This window comes from Mycolicibacterium vaccae NBRC 14118 = CIP 105934, assembly GCF_001552715.1.
Lineage (GTDB): Bacteria > Actinomycetota > Actinomycetes > Mycobacteriales > Mycobacteriaceae > Mycobacterium > Mycobacterium vaccae.
Window position 1 is genome coordinate 12,787 of record NZ_BCRS01000047.1, and the last position, 23,083, is coordinate 35,869.

18 protein-coding genes and 2 pseudogenes are annotated in these 23,083 nt (G+C 69.1%); 7 read left to right on the forward strand and 13 right to left on the reverse strand.

What is annotated here, in order from left to right:
* Positions 1–101 precede the first annotated feature (101 nt).
* From MVA01S_RS11320 to mshB, 3 genes are all read right to left on the reverse strand, one after another.
* Positions 102–2,681 carry a bifunctional FO biosynthesis protein CofGH gene (locus tag MVA01S_RS11320; protein ID WP_003931200.1) on the reverse strand — a complete coding sequence of 860 codons (2,580 nt, stop codon included), beginning with the start codon at positions 2,679–2,681 and terminating at the stop codon, positions 102–104.
* 96 nt (positions 2,682–2,777) lie between these two features.
* Positions 2,778–3,236: a hypothetical protein gene (locus MVA01S_RS11325; protein WP_040541542.1), complete on the reverse strand. Its 459-nt coding sequence runs from the start codon at positions 3,234–3,236 to the stop codon at positions 2,778–2,780.
* A 115-nt stretch (positions 3,237–3,351) separates the two neighbouring features.
* Positions 3,352–4,206: an N-acetyl-1-D-myo-inositol-2-amino-2-deoxy-alpha-D-glucopyranoside deacetylase gene (gene mshB / locus MVA01S_RS11330; protein ID WP_003931197.1), complete on the reverse strand. Its 855-nt coding sequence runs from the start codon at positions 4,204–4,206 to the stop codon at positions 3,352–3,354.
* Between the two features lie 205 nt (positions 4,207–4,411).
* Between mshB and MVA01S_RS11335 the strand changes: the two genes are divergently transcribed.
* Positions 4,412–5,737 carry a hypothetical protein gene (locus MVA01S_RS11335; RefSeq protein ID WP_003931196.1) on the forward strand — a complete coding sequence of 442 codons (1,326 nt, stop codon included), beginning with the start codon at positions 4,412–4,414 and terminating at the stop codon, positions 5,735–5,737.
* 64 nt (positions 5,738–5,801) lie between these two features.
* Here the strand turns inward: MVA01S_RS11335 and MVA01S_RS11340 are convergent, their stop codons facing one another.
* Both MVA01S_RS11340 and typA read right to left on the reverse strand, forming a co-directional pair.
* Positions 5,802–7,667, reverse strand: a complete 1,866-nt coding sequence (locus MVA01S_RS11340; RefSeq protein ID WP_003931195.1) for an ABC transporter family substrate-binding protein — start codon at positions 7,665–7,667, stop codon at positions 5,802–5,804.
* A gap of 36 nt (positions 7,668–7,703) precedes the next feature.
* A complete protein-coding gene (typA, locus tag MVA01S_RS11345; protein WP_174538897.1) occupies positions 7,704–9,611 on the reverse strand; it encodes a translational GTPase TypA in 1,908 nt (635 codons plus the stop codon).
* 56 nt (positions 9,612–9,667) lie between these two features.
* Here typA and MVA01S_RS30850 point away from each other — a divergent pair, with 56 nt between their 5' ends.
* The 3 genes from MVA01S_RS30850 to MVA01S_RS11355 all read left to right on the forward strand — a co-directional run bounded on the left by MVA01S_RS30850 (position 9,668) and on the right by MVA01S_RS11355 (position 10,742).
* On the forward strand, positions 9,668–9,835 hold the full coding sequence (locus MVA01S_RS30850; RefSeq protein ID WP_003931192.1) for a hypothetical protein: 168 nt from the start codon (positions 9,668–9,670) through the stop codon (positions 9,833–9,835).
* 109 nt (positions 9,836–9,944) lie between these two features.
* Positions 9,945–10,217, forward strand: coding sequence for a thioredoxin domain-containing protein (locus tag MVA01S_RS11350; RefSeq protein WP_003931191.1), 273 nt, complete (start codon positions 9,945–9,947; stop codon positions 10,215–10,217).
* A gap of 3 nt (positions 10,218–10,220) precedes the next feature.
* Positions 10,221–10,742 (forward strand): DUF488 domain-containing protein, encoded by a 522-nt coding sequence (locus MVA01S_RS11355; RefSeq protein WP_003931190.1) that lies wholly within the window; start codon positions 10,221–10,223, stop codon positions 10,740–10,742.
* A 13-nt stretch (positions 10,743–10,755) separates the two neighbouring features.
* Here MVA01S_RS11355 and narI read toward each other — a convergent pair whose 3' ends face one another.
* From narI to MVA01S_RS31655, 6 genes and pseudogenes are all read right to left on the reverse strand, one after another.
* On the reverse strand, positions 10,756–11,487 hold the full coding sequence (gene narI / locus MVA01S_RS11360) for a respiratory nitrate reductase subunit gamma (protein WP_003931189.1): 732 nt from the start codon (positions 11,485–11,487) through the stop codon (positions 10,756–10,758).
* A complete protein-coding gene (narJ, locus tag MVA01S_RS11365; RefSeq protein WP_003931188.1) occupies positions 11,484–12,140 on the reverse strand; it encodes a nitrate reductase molybdenum cofactor assembly chaperone in 657 nt (218 codons plus the stop codon). The genes narI and narJ overlap by 4 nt, the downstream gene beginning before the upstream one ends.
* Positions 12,137–13,792: a nitrate reductase subunit beta gene (gene narH, locus MVA01S_RS11370; protein WP_003931187.1), complete on the reverse strand. Its 1,656-nt coding sequence runs from the start codon at positions 13,790–13,792 to the stop codon at positions 12,137–12,139. Before narH ends, narJ begins: the two co-directional genes overlap by 4 nt.
* The gene (locus MVA01S_RS11375) at positions 13,789–17,484 is read right to left on the reverse strand and encodes a nitrate reductase subunit alpha (RefSeq protein WP_003931186.1); all 3,696 of its coding nucleotides are present in this window, start codon (positions 17,482–17,484) and stop codon (positions 13,789–13,791) included. The genes narH and MVA01S_RS11375 overlap by 4 nt, the downstream gene beginning before the upstream one ends.
* Positions 17,481–18,701 (reverse strand): nitrate/nitrite transporter, encoded by a 1,221-nt coding sequence (locus tag MVA01S_RS11380; RefSeq protein WP_003931185.1) that lies wholly within the window; start codon positions 18,699–18,701, stop codon positions 17,481–17,483. The genes MVA01S_RS11375 and MVA01S_RS11380 overlap by 4 nt, the downstream gene beginning before the upstream one ends.
* A 207-nt stretch (positions 18,702–18,908) precedes the next feature.
* A pseudogene (locus MVA01S_RS31655) lies at positions 18,909–19,031 on the reverse strand (DNA mismatch repair protein MutT); the annotation flags it as partial.
* Between the two features lie 175 nt (positions 19,032–19,206).
* Here MVA01S_RS31655 and MVA01S_RS11385 point away from each other — a divergent pair.
* Entirely contained in the window at positions 19,207–20,799 is a 1,593-nt protein-coding gene (locus MVA01S_RS11385) for a PE-PPE domain-containing protein (protein WP_003931184.1), read from the forward strand.
* Between the two features lie 26 nt (positions 20,800–20,825).
* Here the strand turns inward: MVA01S_RS11385 and MVA01S_RS11390 are convergent, their stop codons facing one another.
* Entirely contained in the window at positions 20,826–21,242 is a 417-nt protein-coding gene (locus MVA01S_RS11390) for a (deoxy)nucleoside triphosphate pyrophosphohydrolase (protein WP_003931183.1), read from the reverse strand.
* Between the two features lie 27 nt (positions 21,243–21,269).
* On the opposite strand from MVA01S_RS11390, the gene MVA01S_RS11395 reads away from it, so the two are divergent.
* Entirely contained in the window at positions 21,270–21,551 is a 282-nt protein-coding gene (locus MVA01S_RS11395) for a 4a-hydroxytetrahydrobiopterin dehydratase (protein ID WP_003931182.1), read from the forward strand.
* Here MVA01S_RS11395 and MVA01S_RS11400 read toward each other — a convergent pair.
* Positions 21,499–22,698, reverse strand: a complete 1,200-nt coding sequence (locus MVA01S_RS11400) for a mannosyltransferase (protein WP_237024428.1) — start codon at positions 22,696–22,698, stop codon at positions 21,499–21,501. The genes MVA01S_RS11395 and MVA01S_RS11400 overlap by 53 nt on opposite strands.
* A 198-nt stretch (positions 22,699–22,896) precedes the next feature.
* On the opposite strand from MVA01S_RS11400, the pseudogene MVA01S_RS31730 reads away from it, so the two are divergent.
* A pseudogene (locus tag MVA01S_RS31730) lies at positions 22,897–23,083 on the forward strand (hypothetical protein); the annotation flags it as partial.

The following is a 23,083-nucleotide window of genomic DNA, read 5'->3' on the forward strand; positions in this document are numbered from 1 at the left end:
AGCCTGCTTTGGCGCGCAGGTCCGCGAGCGTGCGCGTTGTCGGACTTTTGCGCGGCGTGTCGGCCGCAGACACGCACGCTCGCCCCACTGGGGGGTGGGGGTCAGGCCGCGAGCGGGCTGTAGTCCGTGGTGCGCTGGCGCGCGGGGCGGCCGATCCCCTCGGCGATCGCGACGAGCTCGGCGACGGTCTTGGCCGAGCCGTTCTCCGAGCCGGCCATCCGCGAGATGGTCTCCTCCATCAGCGTGCCGCCGAGGTCGTTGGCGCCGCCGCGCAGCATCACCTGGGTGCGCTCGACGCCGAGCTTGACCCAGCTGGTCTGAATGCTGGGGATCCTGCCGTGCAACATGATTCGCGCCAGCGCGTGCACCGCCCGGTTGTCGCGGTGGGTGGGCCCTGGCCGCGCTCCCCCGGCCAGATACAGCGGGCTGGACTGGTGCACGAACGGCAGCGGCACGAACTCGGTGAACCCGCCGGTGCGGTCCTGGATGCCGCGCAGCACGTTGAGATGGCCGACCCAGTGCCGCGGGGTGTCGACGTGGCCGTACATCATCGTCGAGCTCGACCGCAGCCCGACCTCGTGCGCGGTGGTGACGACCTCGATCCACATCGACGTCGGCAGCTTGCCCTTGGTCAGCACCCAGCGCACCTCATCGTCGAGGATCTCGGCGGCGGTACCGGGGATCGTGTCCAGGCCCGCCTCGCGCAGCGACGTCAGCCATTCCCGGATCGAGAGCCCGCTCTTGGTGACGCCGTTGGCGATCTCCATCGGCGAGAACGCGTGCACGTGCATCGACGGCACCCGCGCCTTGACCGCCCGCACCAGATCGGCATAGCCGGTCACCGGCAGTTCCGGGTCGATGCCGCCCTGCATGCACACCTCGGTGGCGCCGGCCACGTGCGCCTCCCAGGCGCGTTCGGCGACCTCGTCGGTGGACAAGGAGTAGGCGTCCGCGTCGCCCTTGCGTTGCGCGAACGCGCAGAACCGGCAGCCGGTGTAGCAGATGTTGGTGAAGTTGATGTTGCGGTTCACCACGAACGTGACGTCGTCGCCGACGACGTCGCGGCGCAGCGAATCCGCCAGTGCGGTCACGGCTTCCAACGCGGGCCCGTCGGCCGTGGCCAGCGCCAGATACTCGTCGTCGGAGCACCCCGCCGGGTCCCGTTCGGCCGAGCGCAGTGCGGCCAGCACATCGGTGTCGATGCGTTCGGGTGCGCGGGCGGCCAGCTCGTTCACCTTGGCGCGGATGGACTCCCAGTCGCCGAACGCGCTGCCGAGATCGCTGCGAGTCTCGGTCAGCCGGCCCTCGGTGTCGATCGCGGTGTGCAGATCGGTGCGGCCCAGCGATTCGCCGGCCTCATCGGGCTCCTGCCACGGCCGGCCCACCGGGTTGACGTCCAGCGCGTAACCGGTGTCCGGGTCGGCCAGCGCCGCGACGTGCCCGTACACCCGAGGATCGATCCACGCCGCGCCGGCCTGCACGTACTGCGGCTGCGCAGTGAGTCGCTGAACCAGGTCGTAGCCGGCTTCGGCGGTGACAGCGGCCAGTTCGTCCAGCGCGGGCCAGGGCCGCTCCGGGTTGACGTGGTCGGGCGTCAGCGGTGACACCCCGCCCCAGTCGTCGACGCCTGCGGCGATCAGCGCGAGGCATTCGCTGCGCGACACCAGGTTCGGCGGCGCCTGGATGCGCACCTTCGGGCCCATCACCAGCCGGGTCACCGCGATGGTCGCCAGGAAATCGTCGAGCCCGGCATCGGGCACGTCGGCCATCGCGGTGTGGTCCTTGGCGCGGAAGTTCTGCACGATCACTTCCTGGACGTGGCCGAACTCCTTATGCGAGCGGCGGATCGCGTGCACGGTCTCGGCTCGCTCGGTCAGCGTCTCCCCGATGCCCACCAGCAGACCGGTGGTGAACGGGATCGACAACCGGCCGGCGTCGTCCAGCGTGCGCAGACGCACCGCGGGGTCCTTGTCGGGGCTGCCGTAGTGGGCCAGGCCCTTGGTCTCGAACAACCGCCGTGACGTGGTCTCCAGCATCATGCCCATCGACGGCGCCACCGGCTTGAGCCGCGACAGCTCCGACCAGGACATCACGCCCGGGTTCAGGTGGGGCAGCAGCCCGGTCTCTTCGAGCACCCGGATCGCCATCGCCCGCACGTAGTCCAGTGTGGAGTCATAACCACGCTCGTCGAGCCACTGCCGCGCCTCGTCCCAGCGGTCCTCAGGCCGGTCGCCGAGGGTGAAAAGCGCTTCCTTGCAACCCATTGCAGCGCCGCGGCGAGCAACGTCGAGGATCTCGTCGGCCTCCATGAACATTCCCCGGCCCTCGGCGCGCAGCTTGCCGGGCACGGTGACGAACGTGCAGTAGTGACACTTGTCGCGGCACAGGTGCGTGACAGGGATGAAGACCTTGCGCGAATAGCTGACCGGCAGCCGGCCGGTACCACCGCGCCGCCCGGCGGCGTCGAGGCCGGCATCGCGCACCCGGGCGGCCGACGCACACAGCTCCACCAGGTCGTCACCGCGCGCGGTCATCGCGATCGCCGCCTCGTCGACGTTGAGCGCCACGCCGTCCCGGGCGCGCCTGAGCACCCGCCGCAAGGCGGCAGCGCCGGGCGCACCGGGCTTGGGGGGAACGACCGGGCTGGGCAGATCGGCACCGCGCTGGGGGTTCAGAGCCACTTCCCTATAACCCCGGCGTTGTCGCGGATCATCCACGCGTCTCACTCTCTGAAACAGATTGCGTCTGCCATCCGCCCGACATAGGGATCACAGTAGTCACCTGAGCCGGGTCGCGGCGCCTGCCCCCGCCGGCGGGTGTCGCGTCAGCAGCCACGCCGCGGGCCCCGCCCCGAGGGCGACCAGCAGCACCGGGCCGAACTCCATGATCCCGACACCGCCGAACACCGCGTCGTCGCCGGGTCCGACCACGGTGAACAGCACGACCGTGGCCAGCCAGGTCCACAGTGGCAGCGCGGCCAGCCGCGGCACCGAGGTCCATTGCAGCGCCGCCCACACCAGCGCCACGTTCAGGAGACCGCTGAGCAGCGCACTGAAGGGGGCCGGCACCGTGCCGATCCGCAGGGGCAGAAAGAAGATGGCCATCACGGCCGAGAGCACACCGTCGAGGGCGAGCAGGGACAGCACGAGAACACGTAGCCGGGACGAGGCCGGCCGGGCCGGGGCTGTCAGGTCGGGATGCTGTCGAGCACCGAGACGAGCGAGCCGACCACCCATTGAAAGCTGTCGAGGCGGTCCTGCCAGTGCTGCAGGTTGGGATCCAGGTCCGGGTCCATGTGCTTCCCTTCCGTGCGCGCTCGGTTGCGGGCAGCTTACCCTCCGCACGGGCGTGTCAACCGACAGACAGCCCGGACAACAGATCGGTCTCCCAGCCACGCCCGTCGCGGTCGCCTGCAGTTCCGGCGGCCAGCTTGTAGTACTCCGTCGAGTCGACCGGCAGCGCGATGTTGTTCGACAGCGCGAACGCTCGCCCGTCCGGTGCAACGCTGACCTGGGTCTCGTGGGCGCGCAGCGCCGCGACCCGGGCCGCGGAGTGCGCCTCCAGGTCGAGTGCCGCATCGATCGCGTCGTCGGGATAGCCGACCAGTGGCAGGTCGTCGGCCGGGATGCGGATCCACCCCTCGGGCACGTCGCCGAGTTCGGCCAGCCCGGCGCGCAACGCCGAAGCCGACGTCACCGTCCAGTAGAACTTCGGCACCGACCATGCCGCGGCGCCCACGGCGGCCGTCGTGACCCGGTGGGTGTGGATGTGGTCGGGGTGGCCGTACCCGCCGTTCGGGTCGTAGGTGACGACGACGTGCGGCCGCAGGTCGTCGATCACCGCGGCCAGCGCGGCGGTCTGCTCGGCGAAGTCGCCGTCGACGAAACGCTCCTGCCGCCGCGGCGCAGTGCCTTCCATACCCGAGTCGCGCCAGCGGCCCGCGCCACCCAGATAGCGGGGCCGGTCGACACCGAGGTGGGCCAGTGCGGCGGTGAGTTCGCCGATGCGGTAGCCGCCGAGCTGGTCGGCGTGGTCGACCGCGAGCTGTGCCCACCGGTCACCGATCACCTCACCCTCCTCCCCCAGCGTGCAGGTGACGACCTGCACCTGCGCACCACGCGCGGTGTAGTGCGCGATCGTCGCGCCGGTGGTCAGGGTCTCGTCGTCGGGATGGGCGTGCACGAACAACAGCCGCGGAGTCTCCATTCCGTTCAGCTTGCCTGTCCAGCACGTATGGGCAAAGCCGCAACCACCGATTATGAAGTCGGTCTATCCATCTAGCGATAGGAGCATCGACTTTCAGCGAACGTAAGGCTGCCACTGCCGAATGGCGTCAAATGCCAGGAAATTTATTGACGTACATGTAACCTCGCCCGTGTCCAACATCACAGTTCTGTTTTGAAGGGATCTCATGGACATCACGGTTCGCTCGTACCTCACCGCGGGAGTGGCTTTAGCCGGGGCCGGCGTCATCGCCATCGCGCCCACTGTCGCGCCTCCACCACCCACCGTGGCCGCTGCCGCGCCGCTCACGTCGATCGCCGTGGATCTGTCCGCGGCCGTGAATCCGATCCAGGCCTGGGTCAACGTCTTCACGGGCGCGGCCGAGAACCTGGGCGGGTTGGGGAGTGCATGGCTGCAGGACCCGTTCCCGCTGCTGCGTCAGGCGCTCATCAATGGTCTCGGCTACGGCGGAACGCTGGTCTCCGCGGTCGGCGGCGCCGTCGACGGCGCACTGCAGTACCTCGATTTCAGCAACGAATTCAGCTTGTGGTCCCAACTGGGTGACGCGGTCGAGCAACTGTTCCAGGGCGAGATCGCAGCCGCGTTCAACTCGCTGACCGACGCACTGGTGACCGGACCGATCTTCAACATCGGTTTTCCGATCTTCACATCGGGGCTGCTGGATGTTCCCGCGAAGATCACGCAGAACGTCGCCAACCTCGTGAAGACGCTGTTCAACCTGGAGACCATGCTGCCGCTCGTGCTGGGCGCGGTGGCGCCGGTGATGGGATCGCTGGCGGCGACCGGCGAGACGCTGCAGGCCGCGTTCGACTCCCTCATGGAAGGGAAGCTCATCGACTCGGTGATCAATTTGATCAACCTTCCCGCAGTCGTGATCGGTGCGGCCCTCAACGGCTTCACCAAGTTCGACGGGACCTGGATGCCGGGCATCTTCTCGTTCAGTGAGGATCCCTTCCAGGGTGGTCTGCTGCAGGCGTTGTTCGTGACCCTGCCCAAGGCCCTCGCCGCGGCCATCACACCGGAAGCGGTGCCGGAATCCGCCGCGCGCGTCGCCGCCGACGAAGTCTCCGATCCCGAGGTCGGTGGAGGCACGATGTTCGCGCTGACCAATGTGCAGACCGAGGACGCCGCCGCCGGGACAGAGACGGTCACCGAGTCCGAAACCGCTGCCCCGGTCCCGACCGCACCGGAGGAGCCGGCCGCCGCGATCGTCGACACCCCGGAGGAGGACGCGGCCGAGGAAACGGATCCGACGACCGACGACGGCACGGGGGCCGAGGACACCACGGTGCCCGATCCGGAGGAGACCGACGAGGACACCGGTGCCGAGGATGAGCTGACCGACGAGACCGAAACCGACACGGACGACACCGACACCGACACCGACACCGACACCGACGATGGCAACGACGCCGGCGACGCACCCTCGGGTGCGGCGGGTGACGGCGCCGACTCCGGCGGATCCGACGGATCCGACTCGGGCGACGAGTAGCCCGGCGCACGACAGACAGGCCCCCGCATCCTCAGGGATGCGGGGGCCTCTTCGTGCGGTAGGTCTACTGCGGCAGTTTCACCCAGGCGCCCGCATCACCGACGATGCCCACCGGTACGGCGCCGCTCAGGCTGACGTGCTGCACGCTCGGGCCGGCCGCGACGATCGTGGTGTCCTGCAGGATCGGCAGCACCGTGGCCATGTCCCACAGCTTCGGCTCGACCTCGGAGATCACCTCGGCGATGTCGGCGGTGCCGCGCAGGGCGGCGTCGATGCTGGGCTGAATACTGGGATCGCAGATACCGGTGATATTGCTGGGCGCCTGCACCAGTTCATCCGATCCCGTCGCCGGCGGGGGCGGCGTCTGAGTCGGCGTGGTGCCCGACGGCGGTGCCGGCTCGCTGGTGTCCGGGGCGTCCGGGGTCGACGCCGGGGCGCCCGGCGCGGTCTCCACCGCGGTGGCCTCCAACGCCGGACAGCCGTACCGGGAGGCCAGCGTCGTCGCCAGGTCGCCCCCGGCCGGATGCCAGCCGACCACGGCGTCGACCTGGTTGTTCACCAACGCCTCCCCGTACAGCGTCACCGGGTCCAGCGCCGCCACCGACGCCGCGATCCCGACGTTGCGCAGCTGATCGGCGGCGGTGTTGGCGACCGCGACCGAGGTCGGGTCGTTCGCGGCGACGCCCAGCACCATGGTCAGCGGTTGCCCGTCCCTGACGAGCCGGCCGCGGTTGTTCTCCGGCGGCACCGGCGCGGGCGGGTCGGTCTCCGGCGCGGATTCGATCTCATAGCCGGCCTCGGCCAGCAGCGACATCGCCTCGTCCCGGGTCATCGCCGGCGGCGCGGTCGGCACATAGCCCGGATCCGACGGCGAGCGCACCTGCGCCTGGGCCAGAGTGACGGTGTTGTCGTCGCCGGCGCCGACCGCGGCGAGCAGATCGACGTCCAGCAGACCCAGCACCGCCTTGCGCACCAGCGGGTCGGTCAGCGACGGCTGCTGGGCGCGCAACGTCAGGTGCATCACGCGGGGGGTGACGATCCGCGCCGTACGCACGTCGGGGATCGCGGAGAGCTGGGCGAACACCGCCGAGCCGCCGTGCACCTGGGCGACCTGGGTGTCCCCGTTGCGGATGGAATCGGCCAGCGCGGCAGGCGCGCCACCGCGGCGGAACAGGATGAGATCCGGAACGGCAGGCGTGCCCCAGTAGCGGTCGTTGCGGGCCAGCAGGATCTCGTCGCGCTGCGGATCGATGTTGTCGACCCGGAACTGCCCGCCGGTGACCGGCAACGCTTGGGCCAGACCGGCGGCGAACCCGCCCGGGACGTCCTTGACGATGTGGGCGGGCAGGATGTCGTTGAACAACTCCCGCCACGCCGGATACGGCTGCGCGAAGGTGACGACGGCGGTCTTGCCGCCCTCCACGGACTGCACCCCGGTGATGAGGTCGTAGCCGGCCGGGTCGGCGGCGCCGGGCTGGCTGACCATCTGCCGCCACAGGTACCAGTAGTCGTCGGCGCCGATCGGAGCGTTGTCGGTCCACTGGGCCTCGGGCCGGATCTTGTAGGTGACGGTGAACGGTTCCTCGTCGGTGACCTCCGCCGACACCAGCAAGGAAGTGTCGAGCTCCCAGCGCGATCCGGTCGGGGTGCTGGAATCCGGAATCGGCCGGAACGAACTGGGCAGCACCAGCGAGCTGATGGCCGCGTTCACCGGTGACTGGTCGGACAGCAGGTGCGAGTTGAACCCGGGACCGATCGAGTCGATCGCCATGATGATCTGGGTCGCCTTCATCGGCGGAGGCGGGGTCACCTCGGTGGTGTCAGTGCTCTGCGGCGCCGGCGGCGGACTCGCCGTACACCCCGTGACCAGGGACAACGTCATCCCGATCGCGCTGAGGCCGACGCTGACGGTGCGCAGGGTCGTCGGCATGCTCTACAGATTAACCACGGCGGAGGTCCCGCCGGATCAGCTGTTGGCCTGCTGCTTGGCCCGCGACTTGGCCCGGGCCCGCAGCGACGCCGTCAACTCCACCTTGCGCACCCGCACGATTTCCGGCGTCACCTCGACGCACTCGTCGGCCGCGCAGAACTCCATCGCCTTCTCCAGGTCGAGCTCGAGCGGACGGGCCAGCGTCTCCATCACGTCGGCGGTCGAGGACCGCATGTTGGTCAGCTTCTTCTCGCGGGTCACGTTCACGTCGAGATCCTCGGCACGGGGGTTGATCCCGACGACCTGGCCCTCGTAGGTGTCGTCGCCGGGGGCCACGAAGAACTGGCCGCGGTCGGCGAGCTGGATCATCGCGAACGGCGTCACCGTGCCGCTGCGGTCGGACACCAGCGAGCCGGTGTGGCGGGCGCGGATCTCCCCTGCCCACGGCCGGTAGCCGTCGAACACCGCGTTGGCGATGCCGGTACCCCGGGTCAGCGTCAAGAAGTCCGTCCGGAACCCGATCAGGCCACGGCTGGGCACGATGAAATCCATCCGGACCCAGCCGGCGGCATGGTTGGCCATGTCTTCCATCCGGCCCTTGCGGCCGGCCATCAACTGCGTGACGGCACCGACGAACTCCTCGGGGCAGTCGATCGTCATCGCCTCGTAGGGCTCGTGCAGCTTGCCGTCGATCGTCTGGGTGACCACCTGCGGCTTGCCCACGGTGAGCTCGAAGCCCTCCCGGCGCATCTGCTCGACGAGGATCGCGAGCGCCAGCTCACCGCGGCCCTGCACCTCCCACGCGTCGGGGCGGCCGATGTCGACGACCTTGATGGACACGTTGCCCACCAGCTCGGAATCCAGCCGCGACTTGACCATGCGCGCGGTCAGCTTGTGACCCGACACCTTGCCGGCCAGCGGCGAGCTGTTGGTGCCGATCGTCACCGAGATCGCGGGCTCGTCGACGGTGATGCGGGGCAGCGCGTGCGCGTGTTCCGGGTCGGCGAGCGTGTCGCCGATCATGATCTCCGGCATGCCGGCGACCGCGACGATGTCGCCTGCGACGGCTTCGTCGGTGGCGGTGCGTTCCACGCCTTCGGTCACCAGCAGTTCGGTGATCTTGGCGTTCGTGATGACCGGGTGCCCGTCGACCTCACGCATCCAGGCCACCTGCTGGCCCTTGCGGATGCGGCCCTTGTAGATGCGGATCAGCGCGAGACGGCCGAGGAAGGCCGACGCGTCGAGGTTGGTGACCAGCGCCTGCAGCGGGGCCTCCGGATCGCCCTGCGGCGGCGGGATGTGCTCGAGCAGGACGTCGAAGAGCGGGTCGAGGTTCTCGCCGTCGGGGTTCTCCCCGTTGGGGGGTTCGGTGGTGCTGGCGATACCGGCGCGGCCCGACGCGTAGAGCACCGGCAGACCGAGGGCCGCCTCGGCGGCCTTCTGCGCCTCGTCGTCGAGGTCGGATGCCACGTCGAGCAGTAGGTCGTGGCTTTCCGAGACGACCTCGGCGATGCGCGCGTCCGGCCGGTCGGTCTTGTTCACGACCAGGATCACCGGCAGGTGCGCCTGGAGTGCCTTACGCAGCACGAAGCGGGTCTGCGGCAGCGGCCCCTCGGACGCATCGACCAGCAGCACCACGCCGTCGACCATGGACAGGCCGCGCTCGACCTCACCGCCGAAATCCGCGTGCCCCGGGGTGTCGATGACGTTGATGACCGTCATGCTGCCGTCGGCGTGTTTACGGTGCACGGCGGTGTTCTTCGCCAGGATCGTGATGCCCTTTTCCTTCTCCAGGTCACCGGAGTCCATCAGGCGTTCGACGGCGTCGTCACCGCGGTGCGTCAGCGCACCGGACTGTCGCAGCATGGCGTCGACCAGGGTGGTCTTGCCGTGGTCGACGTGGGCCACAATGGCGACGTTGCGAAAGTCCGGACGAGAGGTCACGTCAAAGATTGTCGCAGTGCACTGCACCGATCGCGAAAACGAGAGATTCCCGTCACGTGAAAGCCACCAAGCTCAGCGGCGTCAAGCCGAAGAAGAAGTGCTGCCGCAGCAAGCCTCGGTGCAAGCGGTGCCCGCTGGTCCTGCACAAGGTCCACAAGGCCGAACTCAACGGGTTGCGGGGCAAGGAACTGGAGAAGGTGTACAAGCGGGCCAGGAAGGCCTGACCGGCGGATTCACCGCCCAATCCCGGGTTTCCGGAGGCTTTCCGGGGCTTTCCGGGGCCGACGCGCGTACCGTTGACAGCACCCGTCAGGCGTCGTGTGGAGGTTGGTCATGACGGTTTACTCGGTACTCACCATCGTCCTCATCACGGTGCTCGCCACCCTGACGACAATGGCGATCTTCCTCGGTCTGGCCAATTGGATCGGCGCGTTCTACATCGTGCGATGTAGCGAGTGTCGGCACCTGACATTCAGTTCGGCCAATCGCAGTCAGGCGTCGTGCCCGCACTGCCGTCACCCGGTACTGACCCACCCGATCCACGCGATCGCCCACCGCGACACCCGTTCCGACGTCCGGGTGGCCCGGGACCGGCTGCGCTACTGACGGGTGCTCGTCTCGGTGGGGCACGGCACCCTCGATCGCGCCGGGCTCGCCGGGCTGCTCACCACGGCCGGGGTGGTCGACATCGTGGACATTCGCCGGTTCCCGGGCAGCCGGCGCAATCCCGACATGGCCCGCGATGCACTGCAGGCGTGGGCGCCGGCGGCCGGGCTGACCTACCGCTGGGAGCCCGATATGGGCGGGCGGCGCCGGCTCCCCGCGGACACCCCGGTCGTCGACACGTGGTGGCGCGTCGCGCAGTTCGCCGCCTACGCCGCGTACACCCGCACCGAAGTGTTCGGCCGGGCGCTCGACGCGCTGCTCGCGCAGGCGGCCGACCGGTGCACCGCGATCATGTGCAGCGAGTCGGTGTGGTGGCGCTGCCACCGTCGGCTCGTCGCCGACGTCGCCGAACTCCGCAGCCGCACCGAGGTTCTGCACCTGATGCACGACGGGAAGCTGGTGCCCCATCCGGTGTCCCCCGCCGCCGAGGTGGCCGCCGACGGCCAGGTCTACTGGACGGAGTGAGGCGGGGCCGGTCTCACCAGCCGCGCCGGTGCGGCGCCGAACCGAGCAGTTCGCCCCGGCCGGCCTCGTCGCGGCTGCGGTAGACGATGTAGGGCCGGAACAGGTAACCGACGGGGGCGCTGAACGCGTGCACCAGTCGGGTGAACGGCCACAAGCAGAACAGGATCATGCCGAGCATCGCATGGATCTGGAACCACAGCGGGGCCGCCGTCATCAGGTCCCCGCGCGGCTGCAGCACCCAGATCGACCGGAACCACGGCGAGACGGTCTGGCGATAGTCGTGCTCGGCGCCGACCGGTGTGGCCCCGATCAGCGTGCACGCCAGGCCCGCGACGATGGCCAGCACCAGCACCAGGTACATCACCTTGTCGTTGCGGGTGGTCGCCATGAACACCGGACCGCGGGTGCGGCGCCGGTAGATCAGCAACACGACTCCCACCAGCGTGCACAACCCCGCGATGGCGCCCAGCACCAACGCCTGGATGTGATAGGCGTCGTTACTCAAACCCACGGCGTCCGTCCAGGATTCGGGAATGACGAGGCCGATGATGTGCCCGACGATCACCACCAGGATCCCGAAGTGGAACATCGGGCTGGCGATCCGCAGCAGCCGGCTCTCGTAGAGCTGCGACGACCGGGTGGTCCACCCGAACTTGTCGTAGCGGTAGCGCCACCACGTGCCGAGGACGACGACGGCCAGGGTCACGTACGGCACCACGTCCCAGAAGATCTCCCCACCGGTCATGTCAGCGCGCCCCCTCTCGGATCGGTGTCCGCCCGGCGCGGTGGGACGGTCAGCGTGAACGGCTGCAGCCCGACCGCTTCGGCGGGCGGGCCTTCGGCGGCCAGCCGACGGGCCCGGCGCAGATCGCCGTCGGTGGCCGCGCGCAGCGTCGACAGCACCGCCCGCACCGCAGGCGCGTACGGGGACTCGGCGTCGACGAGCGCCTGGAACAGCACCTCCAGGGCGACCCGGTGCTCGCCGAGCAGCCGCCGCCCGGCCTCGGGGTCGACGGTCGCGGCGAACTCGAGGACCACAGGCAGGTGGTCGGGCGCTTCCCCGTCGGGCATCACGACCCCGGCCCGCCGGTAGGCGTCGGCGAACTCCAGCATCGCGCGACCCCGGTTACGGGTGTCCCCCGCCGTCCAGTACGTGAGGTACATGGTGGCCCGGCGCCGCATGTCGAAGGTCGCGACGTACTGCTGGGCCGCGGTCATCAGATCGATGCCGCGCAACGCCCGGTGCGTGATCGTGAGTTGTTCAGCCGCAGCACCTTCGGCATGCCGCAACAGTTCGGCGGCGCTGTCGAGCTGCCCGGGGCGGGGATAACTGAGCAGCAGCGACGCGCACTGCCACGCGAGCCGGTCCGCCAGCGGGGAGCGCTTGCGCAGCCTCATCCCCGGTCTCCGTTCTGCGGGAACATCCCCGGCGGCGCGCCGCGGCCGTCCCAGTTCAGCAGGTTCACCCGGGACGGGCGGGTGTCGTTGGCGCCCATATGTTCACCGGTCTGGCGCTGCTGCAACGCGTGGAACGTCTCCACCGCCACGGGCACCGGCACCCCGCTGGCCTCGCCGAACGGACCGGACTCGAACATGCCGGGCCCGCCCTCGAACGACAGTGAACAGCCGGGCTCCTCCGCGCCGGGCAGTGTGTCGGTGGCGTACGCGGTGGGAATCACGTAGCGCTCATCGTATTTCGCCAGCGCCAGCAGCCGGTACATGTCGTAGATGTCCTGCTCGGTCATGCCCACGGATTCGGGGATATCCGGCTGCGTCTCGCGTCCGAGGTTGATGTCACGCATATAGGAGCGCATCGCGGCAAGTCGCCGCAGCACACCTTCGACCACCGCGGTGTCGCCGGCGGTGAACAGGCCCGCCAGGTACTCGATCGGGATCCGCAGCGCCTCCAGCGCGCCGAACAGATTGCCCAGTTCCTCACCGTCGTGGCCGCTGCGGCTGACCGCGTCCACGACCGGGGACAACGGCGGGATGTACCAGACCATCGGCACGGTGCGGTATTCCGGATGCAGCGGCAGCGCAACCTGATAGCGCTGGATCAGCGCGTAGATGGGCGAGCGCTGCGCGGCCTCGATCCATTCGTCGGAGATCCCTTCGGCGCGGGCCGCCGCGATCACCTCGGGGTCGTCCGGGTCGAGCAGGATCGAGCGGTGCGCGGCGTACAGATCGGTGTCCTCGGGCGTCGACGCCGCTTCCAGCACCCTGTCGACGTCGTAGAGCACCAGCCCCAGGTAGCGCAGTCTGCCGACGCAGGTCTCCGAACACACCGTCGGCAGTCCGACCTCGATGCGCGGATAGCACAGCGTGCACTTCTCGGCCTTGCCGGTCTTGTGGTTGAAATACACCTTCTTGTAAGGACATCCGGACACGCACATCCGCCATCCGCGGCAACGGTCCTGATCGACGAGCACGATGCCGTCCTCACTGCGCTTGTACATCGCGCCCGACGGGCAGGACGCGACGCACGACGGGTTCAGGCAGTGCTCGCAGATCCGCGGCAGGTAGAACATGAACGTCTGCTCGAGTTCGAGCCGGACCTGCTCACTGACCTGACGCAGCACCGGATCCCCCGACAGGATCTCCGGTGACCCGCCGAGGTCGTCGTCCCAGTTGGCCGACCACTTGATCTTCATCGGCTCACCGCTGATCAGGCTGCGTGGCGGCGCCACCGGCATGTGTTCGCCCAGAGGGGCATTCGTCAGATTCTCGTAGTCGTACGTCCACGGCTCGTAGTAGTCGTCGATCGACGGCAGCTTCGGATTGGAGAAGATGTGCAGGAGCTTGTCGAACCGCCCGCCCCCGCGCAGCCGTAGCCGGCCCCGCCGGTCGAGCATCCAGCCTCCACGCCACCGGTCCTGATCCTCGTAGGTGCGCGGGTAGCCCTGCCCGGGGCGGGTCTCGACGTTGTTGAACCACACGTACTCGGTGCCGGGCCGGTTGGTCCAGGCCTGTTTACACGTCACCGAACAGGTGTGGCAGCCGATGCACTTGTCCAGGTTCATCACCATCGCCATCTGGGCCATCGGTTTCACTGGTAGACCACCTCCTGCGAGCGGCGACGCACGACGGTGACCTCGTCGCGCTGATTTCCGGTGGGGCCAAGGTAGTTGAACGCGAACGCGGTCTGGGCGTACCCGCCGGCGAGGTGACTCGGCTTGACCAGCAGCCGGGTCAACGAGTTGTGGATGCCGCCGCGGCGCCCGGTGGTCTCGGTCAGCGGCACATCGATCACCCGCTCCTGGGCGTGGTAGACGAACACCACCCCCTCGGGCATCCGGTGACTGACGATGGCCCGGCACACCAGCACACCGTTGCGGTTCACCGCCTCCACCCAATCGTTGTCGCGCACCCCGATTTTCGAGGCGTCGGCGGGGCTCATCCACATCGTCGGCCCGCCGCGGGACAGCGACAGCATGAACAGGTTGTCCTGGTACTCCGAATGGATCGACCACTTCGAGTGCGGGGTCAGGTAGCGCACCGTCAGCCCGATGCCGTCCCGCTCGCCGACCGCGCCTGCCCCGAACAGCCGGGCCATGTCCAGCGGCGGCCGGTAGACCGGCAGCTGCTCGCCGAGTTCCTCCAGCCAGTCGTGGTCGAGGTAGAAGTGCATCCGGCCGCTCAGCGTGTGAAAGGGCTTGAGGTTCTCGATGTTCACGGTGAACGGGGCGTACCTGCGCCCGCCCGTCTCACTGCCCGACCATTCCGGGCTGGTGAGCACCGGCACCGGCCGGGCCTGGGTGTCGGCGTAGGTGATGCGGCGCTCCTCGCTGCCCTCGGCCAGGTGCACCAGCCGCCGCCCGGTCCGGCGCTCCAGTTCGCGGAATCCCTCGACGGCCAACCTGCCGTTGGAGGTGGCCGAGAGCGCGAGGATGACGTCGGCCATCCGCTCGGCGGTGGTGATCGCCGGCCGTCCCGCGCCGGGGCCCGAGCTCAGCACCCCGAACTTCTTCGACAGCTCGGCCACCTCCTGCACCGGCCACGTGGTCACCGCCTTGGTGGTCACCCCCAGCCGGTCCACCAGCGGGCCGAGTGTCGCCCACTTGTCGGCCACCGCCGGGTAGTCGCGTTCGACCACGGTGATCGGCCCGATCGTGCGGCCCGGCACCGGGACCTCACCGGTTTCCCGCCAATCATGTTGGGTCCCGGACGGATAGGCCATTGCGCCGGGCGAATCGTGCTGCAGTGCCCCGAGGACGACGTCGGTGCGGCTACCCAGGTGTGTGCGGGCCAGCCCCGAGAAGCTGCGGGCGATCGCGCCGAAAGCCTCGAAATCCGAACGAGTCTCCCACGGCGGGTCGATCGCCGGGCTGAACGCGTGGATGTAGGGGTGCATGTCGGTCGAGGACAGATCGGCCTTCTCGTACCAGGTGGCCGCGGGCAGCACGACGTCGGACAGCAGCGTGGTCGAGGTCATCCGGAAGTCGATCGACATCAGCAGGTCGAGCTTGCCCTCGGGGATTTCCTCCGACCATGCGACGCCTGTGGGCCGCAACGCTTCCTCGGTGGGCGTGGCCTGCAGGTTCGAGTCGGTGCCGAGCAGATGGCGCAGGAAGTACTCGTTGCCCTTGCTCGACGAGCCGAGCAGGTTGGCCCGCCACACGCTGAGCACCCGAGGCCAGTTCGCCGGATTGTCCGGATCGGTCACCGCCAGCTTGAGCGTGCCCGCGGCCAGCTGTTCGCAGACGTAGTCGGGGATCTCGCGCCCGGCGGCTTTCGCGTCGTCGGCGACCTGCAGGCTGGACCGGTCGAACTGCGGGTAGAACGGCATCCAGCCCATCGCGGTCGCGGCGGCCACCACGTCCATGGTGTGTTTGCCGTTGAACCGCCCCCGTGCGGTCGGGCTGGCCAGCGCGTCGGCCCGGTAGCCGTCGTAGCGCCACTGGTCGGTGTGGGCGTACCAGTACGACGTGCCCGGCATCTGGCGCGGTGGCCGGGACCAGTCGGTGGCACCCGCCATCGTCGCCCACCCGGTGACCGGCCGGCACTTCTCCTGGCCCACGTAGTGCGCCCACCCGCCGCCGTTGCGGCCCATCGACCCGGTCAGCAGCAGCAGCGCCAGCACTGCGCGGTAGGTGGTGTCGCCGTGGAACCACTGGCAGATGCCCGCCCCCATGATGATCATCGACCGGCCCCCGGATTCCTCGGCGTTACGCGCGAATTCGCGCGCCACCCGGATCGCCTGCCCGGCCGACACCCCGGTGATCGCCTCCTGCCAGGCCGGGGTGTAGGGCTCCCCCGCGTCGTCGTAGCCGCTCGGCCAGTCGCCGGGCAGGCCGGGCCGGGCCACGCCGTACTGGGCCAGCATCAGGTCGAACACCGTGCACACCCGGTGCCCGCCGACGCGGCGCACCGGTACCCCGCGCAGCAGCGTGGCGCCGTGGCCACCCGGGGTGTCGAAGCGCGGCAACGTGATCAGTGCGGTCTCGCCGTCACCGGCGGGCCCGGCCACGGTGAGCGCGGGGACCACCTCACCGAGATCGAGATTCCACTTGCCGACGCCGGCGTCACCGTAGCGGAAACCCAGCGAACCCTGGGGCACCGCAACGTCATTCGTGACCCCGTCGAGCAGCACCGGTTTGAACGCCGCGTTCTCCACGCCCTGATGCGCCGCCAGGTCCGCGGCGGTCAGCATCTTGCCGGGCACCACCGCACCGCCGCGCTCCTCCAGCTTCACCAGGAACGGCAGGTCGGTGTAGGTGCGGACGTAGTCGACGAAGAACGGAACACGGTTGCGGACGAAGTTCTCGGTGAGCATGACGTGGCCCATCGCCATGGCCAACGCGCCGTCGGTGCCCGCCGCGCACGGCATCCACTCGTCGGCGAACTTCGTGTTGTCGGCGTAGTCGGGGCTCACGCTGACGACCTTGGTGCCGCGGTAGCGGACCTCGGCCATCCAGTGCGCATCCGGGGTCCGGGTCACCGGCACGTTGGAACCCCACATCATCAGATACGCCGCGTCCCACCAGTCGCCGGACTCCGGGACGTCGGTCTGGTCGCCGAACACCTGCGGTGAGGCCACCGGCAGGTCGGCGTACCAGTCGTAGAACGAGGTCATCGCCCCGCCCAGCAGGCTGACGAACCGCGCGCCCGCGGCATGGCTGACCATCGACATCGCCGGAATCGGGGAGAACCCCGCGATGCGGTCGGGCCCATGGGTCTTGATGGTGTGCACGTGCGCAGCCGCGATCATCTCGGTGGCTTCGGCCCAGGTCACCCGCACCAGGCCGCCCTTGCCGCGGGCCTGCTGGTAACGCCGCCGCCGCTGCGGGTCGGCCTGGATGTCCCCCCAGGCCAGCACCGGATCGCCCAGGCGCGCTTTGGCATCGCGGTACATCTCGAGCAGCACGCCGCGGGCGTAGGGGTAGCGCACCCGGGTCGGCGAGTAGGTGTACCAGGAGAACGCCGCACCCCGCGGACAGCCGCGCGGCTCGTACTCGGGGCGGTCCGGACCCGTCGTCGGGTAGTCGGTTTCCTGGGTCTCCCAGGTGATGATGCCGTCCTTGACGTAGACCTTCCACGAACACGACCCGGTGCAGTTGACGCCGTGGGTGGAGCGGACCACCTTGTCGTGGCTCCAGCGGTCCCGGTAGAAGATGTCGCCTTCGCGACCGCCCTTGTGGGTGACGGTGCGCAGGTCGTCGGAGAACTGCCCCGGTGTGAAGAACCGGCCGCTGCGTTCGAGAAGTTCTTCGACCGCCCCGCCGGTGTGAAACTTCTCGGTCATCGGGCGCGCTCCTCGGATCGGGGCTCGGTGGCGTGCAGGCGCAGCGCGGTGTAGACGAACGCCGCCAGCGCCGTGACCACCAGCAGCGCCAGCCCGACCGTGTAGTCGTTGTCGACGCTGTCGTAGGTCGCGCCCATGACCAGCGGGGGGAAGTAGCCGCCCAATCCTCCTGCAGCGGCGACGATTCCAGTGACCGACCCGACCGCCGTGCCGGGCGCCCGACGCGAGACCCAGGCGAACACGCCGCCGGTGCCGATACCCAGGAAGATGGCCAGCGTGATGAACGTGACGGCCGACCACAGATCCGGGGGCGGCTGGAAGATCGCGACGAAGGCCATCAGCGCGGTGCCCGCAAAGGACACGAGCACAACGTATTTCGGGGCGAAGCGGTCGGCGAGCGCGCCGCCGACCGGGCGGGCGAGCACCGCCGCGACCGCGAATCCGGCAGTGCGCGCGCCCGCGTCGACCGCGGAGAAGTCGTAGATGGTCCTGATGTACGTGGGCAGGTAGTTGGCGAAGGCGACGAATCCGCCGAAGACGATGGCGTAGAGGATCGACATCTCCCAGGTGACCGGGAGTTTCGCCGCGGCGGCCAGCTTCGGCAGGACCGGGTCGTGGTTCGGTATGAACAGCGGCGCGTTTTTCATCACCACCACGCAGAGCACCGCCGTCACCGCGAGCGCCCCGGCGATGATCACATGCGTGGTCATCAGCCCGAACCAGCCCACGAACCGGGGTGTGAAGAACGCCGACAGGGCCGTACCGACCATGCCCATGCCGAACACCCCGGTGGCGTAACCCCGCCGACTGGGTTCGTACCAGTGGTTGGCGAACGGGATTCCGACCGCGAAGATGGTGCCCGCGATACCGAGGAAGAACCCGGACACCAGCAGCAGCGGATAGGACCCCGCCTCACCGGCCGCGCCGACAGCCAACACCGGCAGGATCGACGCCAGCGACACCGCGATGAACAACGCGCGGCCGCCGAACCTGTCGGTGAGCGACCCGATCACGATCCGCCCCAGCGCCCCCACCAGGATCGGGGTGGCGACCAGAACGGATGCCTCACTGCTGCTCAACGACATGTCGCCGGCGTAGGTGGTCGACAGCGGGCCGATCATGTTCCACGCCCAGAAGTTGATCGCCGATACCCAGGTGGCCAGCGCCAGATTGAGTCCCGGATGTGCGCCGGTCTCCGGCAGCGTCGCCGTGCTCACCGCCTGAGCCAATCAAACTCGCAAGGTCGGCGCGGCGTTTCGCGTTGATCGAAACAATCTGCGGCACAGGCATTTCGGTATGCAAAGACCTGGCGTAGCGGACACGTGAACTACACCGACACCCGAGTGCCGAAACCGCAGTTTCGCGGGTGGTTCCTGGCGTACCGCGGGGTTGCGCGCCGGCACGGCGGCCGCTGTCCGGCGCCGTTACCGGATTCCGCCGGCCGGCAGCCAGCCCAGGTCCGGCAGCCACGCCCGGTCGGCGGGCACCCACGGCAGGTCGGCGATCTCGGCGCCGCGCACCCTGCGCAGCGCTCGGTGGTCGTGCGGGCCCCGACCGTCACGTCGACGCCGAGCTCCTCGTTCAGCTACCGGGCCGGCGCGCGGCGGGCGGCCGCCTCAGGTAGCGAGCGAAGCCCCGGGCAGGTTCAATGCAAAGTACTTGACTCCTATGCGAACATGCCCAGCAGGGCGGCGGTGTTGTCGGCGGATTGGAGAGTGCTCAGTGCGTGTGTTCATCCGGTCACTGCTCGTCACCGTCGTTGCGGTGCTCGGCGCGACGGTGCTGGCCATCGGTTCGTCCCTGACCGCAGCGGTGGCGGCGCTGGCCGACCCCGTTGCTCTGATCATGGGAAACAGCGGCCGCCCCTGGCCCGAGGAGTCCTACGTCGCCAATGCCATGCGGCGCTACATCGAGCCCAATTCGACCTGCGGAACCGAGACCTGCGAGGCCCGCAACGTCTACGGTCCGGAGGAATTCTGGCCGGTGTACGGCGGGCTGACCGCAATGAGCTTCAACCGGTCGACCGCTGTGGGGCTGGATTACCTGGACGCCGCGTTGCAGCAGCAGCTGCACGCCGAGCCCGGGGAGAAGGTGGTTATCTTCGGCTACTCGCAGAGCGGCCGGATCACCAACCTCCAGCTTCGTAACCTCGCAGACCCGGACTACGCGGTGGGCAACGACAAGATCGTGCCGGACGCGAACCAACTCCAGATCGTCCTGGTCGGCAACTGGAGCCGCCCCAACGGTGGGATCGGGTCCCGGTTCAACGGCATCACCATTCCGATCCTCGACATCACCTTCGACGGCCCCACCCCGACCGACACCGGTTACCAGATGACCGATATCTCCTACGAATACGACATCATCTCCGACGCGCCGTTGTACCCGATCAATTTGTTGGCGACGGCCAACGCGGCGCTGGGCTTCTTCTACGCCCACCTGACATATGCCGACCCATCCGCCACCGGCGCGGCCTTTCCCTGGGGGTCGCACAGTGAAGCGTCGTTCGAAGAGCTGCTCGCCTCGTCGACGGTGCAGAAGTACCCGGGCAAGGGGCAAGATCCGAACGGCAACCCCGAGGACTGGGACAACACCTATGTCCTGATCCCGTCGAAGCACCTTCCGCTGCTGCAGCCGATCCGCGATCTCGCAGCCGCCACCCGCACGTCCGCGATCATCGAGCCGCTGATGTTGTTGATCGAGCCGACGCTGAAGGTGCTGATCGACACCGGGTATGACCGGACCATCCCGATGGGCAAGAACACCCCGGCCCGCTTGATCCCGCTGATCAACCCGTTCAAGCTGACCGCCGACCTCGCCAAGGCGGTCGGTCAGGGTATCCACGACGCGCTCGGAATCAAATCCGCGGTCCCCGCCGCGCCGACGGTCACCCCCTCCGCCGAGAGCGCTACGCCACTGCGCGACTCCCAGACGGTTGCCGACAAACGCCTCGACAAGGCGGCGCAGGAGCCCGCTGAGGACGAGACGCCCACAGTGGCAGAGGAATCCAGCGATAGCTCCAGGCATCCGGAAGAGGACGGGGATGCGGCGACGGACGCGGATTCGGATACGGATACGGATACGGACGAACTGTCGGGCGGCAGCGAGCAGGACACCGTCGAGCAGGACACCGGCGATCCGGCGGACAGTGCGGACACCACGGACGAGGTGCGGCAACCCGGCACCCCGGAGTCCACCGACGCAGCCGACTCCGACGACGCCGCCACGTCCGACCGCGCCGACGAGGCCGAGTCGGGAAGCGACGCGGACCGCGCCGCCACGAAGCCGGACGCCGGCGATAGCGCCGCCGCGTAGCGGCGAAGCCCTCTGTCCCTGGCGCTTCAGTCAGACCCGGGGTGCCCGAAGTCCTCTGCGTCGAGCAGCCTGCCCAGGTCCGGCAGCCACGCCCGGTCGGCGGGCACCCACGGCAGGTCCGCGAGCTCGGCACCTCGCACCCAGCGCAGCGCGCGGTGGTCGTGCGGCGCCACGACTCCGCCGGTGCGGGTGACCACGTAGGCGCGCAGACATGCCGTCGGGCTCAACGCGACCTCGGCGCCGACGCGGGCACCGACCGTCACGTCGACGCCGAGCTCCTCGTTCAGCTCCCGCGCCAGCGCGCTCTCATCGGTCTCCCCCGGGGCGACCTTTCCGCCGGGCAGCTCCCACAGTCCGGCCAGCTCCGGCGGGCGGGCGCGCTGGGCCACCAGCAGCGCCCCGCGCTCCACGAGCGCACCCGCCACCACGATCAAGTTCGACACTGCGCCAGACGGTATACCGTCGAGGTCATGGCTGTGTTATCGGATGAACAGGTCGACGCCGCACTGTCCGAGCTCGACGGCTGGGAGCGCACCGACGGAGCCCTGCGGCGGTCGGTGAAGTTCCCGGCGTTCCTCGACGGCGTCGACGCCGTCCGCCGCGTCGCCGAGCACGCAGAGGCCAAAGACCACCACCCCGACATCGATATCCGTTGGCGGACGGTGACTTTCGCATTGGTCACACACTCCGAAGGCGGCATCACGGACAAGGACGTGCAGATGGCCCGCGATATCGACGGGATCCTCGGCTAGCGATCCAGGCCAGCGTCGCCAGCGTGGCCGCGATGTAGACCAGGCCGGCCCACGCCAGGTACCACGGCCGCGGGATCACCCAGATGCTGGGCTGGGCGAAGCTGAGCAGCCACGGCACGCCGATCAGCGTCAGCGCCAGCCAGCCCCAGCCGAGCACCCGCGCCCCGAGTTCCCGCCGCAGCGGCCCGTGCAGCAGCCAGATCATCAGCGGGATCAACCACACCCAGTGGTGGGTCCACGAGATCGGGGACAGCAGCAGACCGAACAGTTCGACGACGACGATCGCGCCCAGCCGGTCGTCGGCCCCGCCGATGGCCCGCCAGGCCAGCAGTGCCAGCACGGCGGTCACCGCGACGCCGGCCAGCACCGCCGGACCGTAGCCGGCGTCGTGGCCGAGGAGCCGGGAGATGCCGCCCCGCCAGGACTGGTTGAACGATGTGCCGATGGGCCCCACCCGGTCGGCGTCGCCGAGAAGTTCGGTGAAGTAGAACCGGGTCTGCTGGCCGACCAGCAGCGCCGACACGCCGACCGTCAGGAAGAACACGACCGCGGAGAACCCCACCGCGGCCCACCGCCTGGCACCGACGAAATACAGCCCCGCCACCGCGGGGGTCAGCTTGACGCCTGCGGCCAGCCCGACCAGCAGGCCCGACAGCCACCACTTCGAGGTGTAGACCGCATAGAGCACCATCAGCACGAGCAGCACGTTGACCTGCCCGTAGTCGAAGGTGCTGCGCAGCGGCTCGGTCCAGATGCCGACGGCCGTCCACAGCATCGCGACACGCCGGCCGCCCGGCGCGGACGACGGGGTCAGCAGCCGCTGGCTGAGCCGCACCACGCCGTAGAGCGCGGCGATGATGCCGACCTGCCACACGAACGCCACCAGGCCGAACGGCAGCAGTTGCATCGGGTAGAACACCACCGCGGCGAACGGCGGATAGGTGAACGGCAGCGGGAAGTCCGGCGTCTGCTCGCCGTAGACGTAGCTGTACAGCGTGCCGGGGCCGTCGAGTTCGGCGGCCCCGCCGACGTAGACGTGCAGGTCGACGAAGTTCGCGCCGTTGGGCACCAGGTAGGTCCAGGCCAGCCGCAGCGCGACGCTCAGGACCAACAGGGCGGGCGCCGCCGCGCGCAGACGGGCGGTCATCCCGGTGGTGTGTTCGGTGGTGTCGATGCGCCCGACTCTAGCGAGCGGGTCACCGTCCGCCTTCACCTCCGTAACGGTTCCATAAATGCCACTCTTGTCACTTGAGTAACTCTAGTAACAGGCTAGCTTCGGGTGAAGGCGTGCCGTCTGTGTCATTCACGGCCCATCAGCGCCACCGACGGAAATGGGAGAACTTTCATGCACCGCACCCGGAAAATGTTCGCCACATCGATGATTGCCGCGGCGGGGGCGGTGTCTGCTGCCGTCGCGTTCAGCGCCAGTGCCGCCGCACAGCCGGCTCCCCTGCCCGCTCCCGCGCCCGCCCCGGCGCCGGCGCCTGAGGTCCCGGGAATGCAGTTCCTGCAGCAGCTCGCCGCCAACCCCG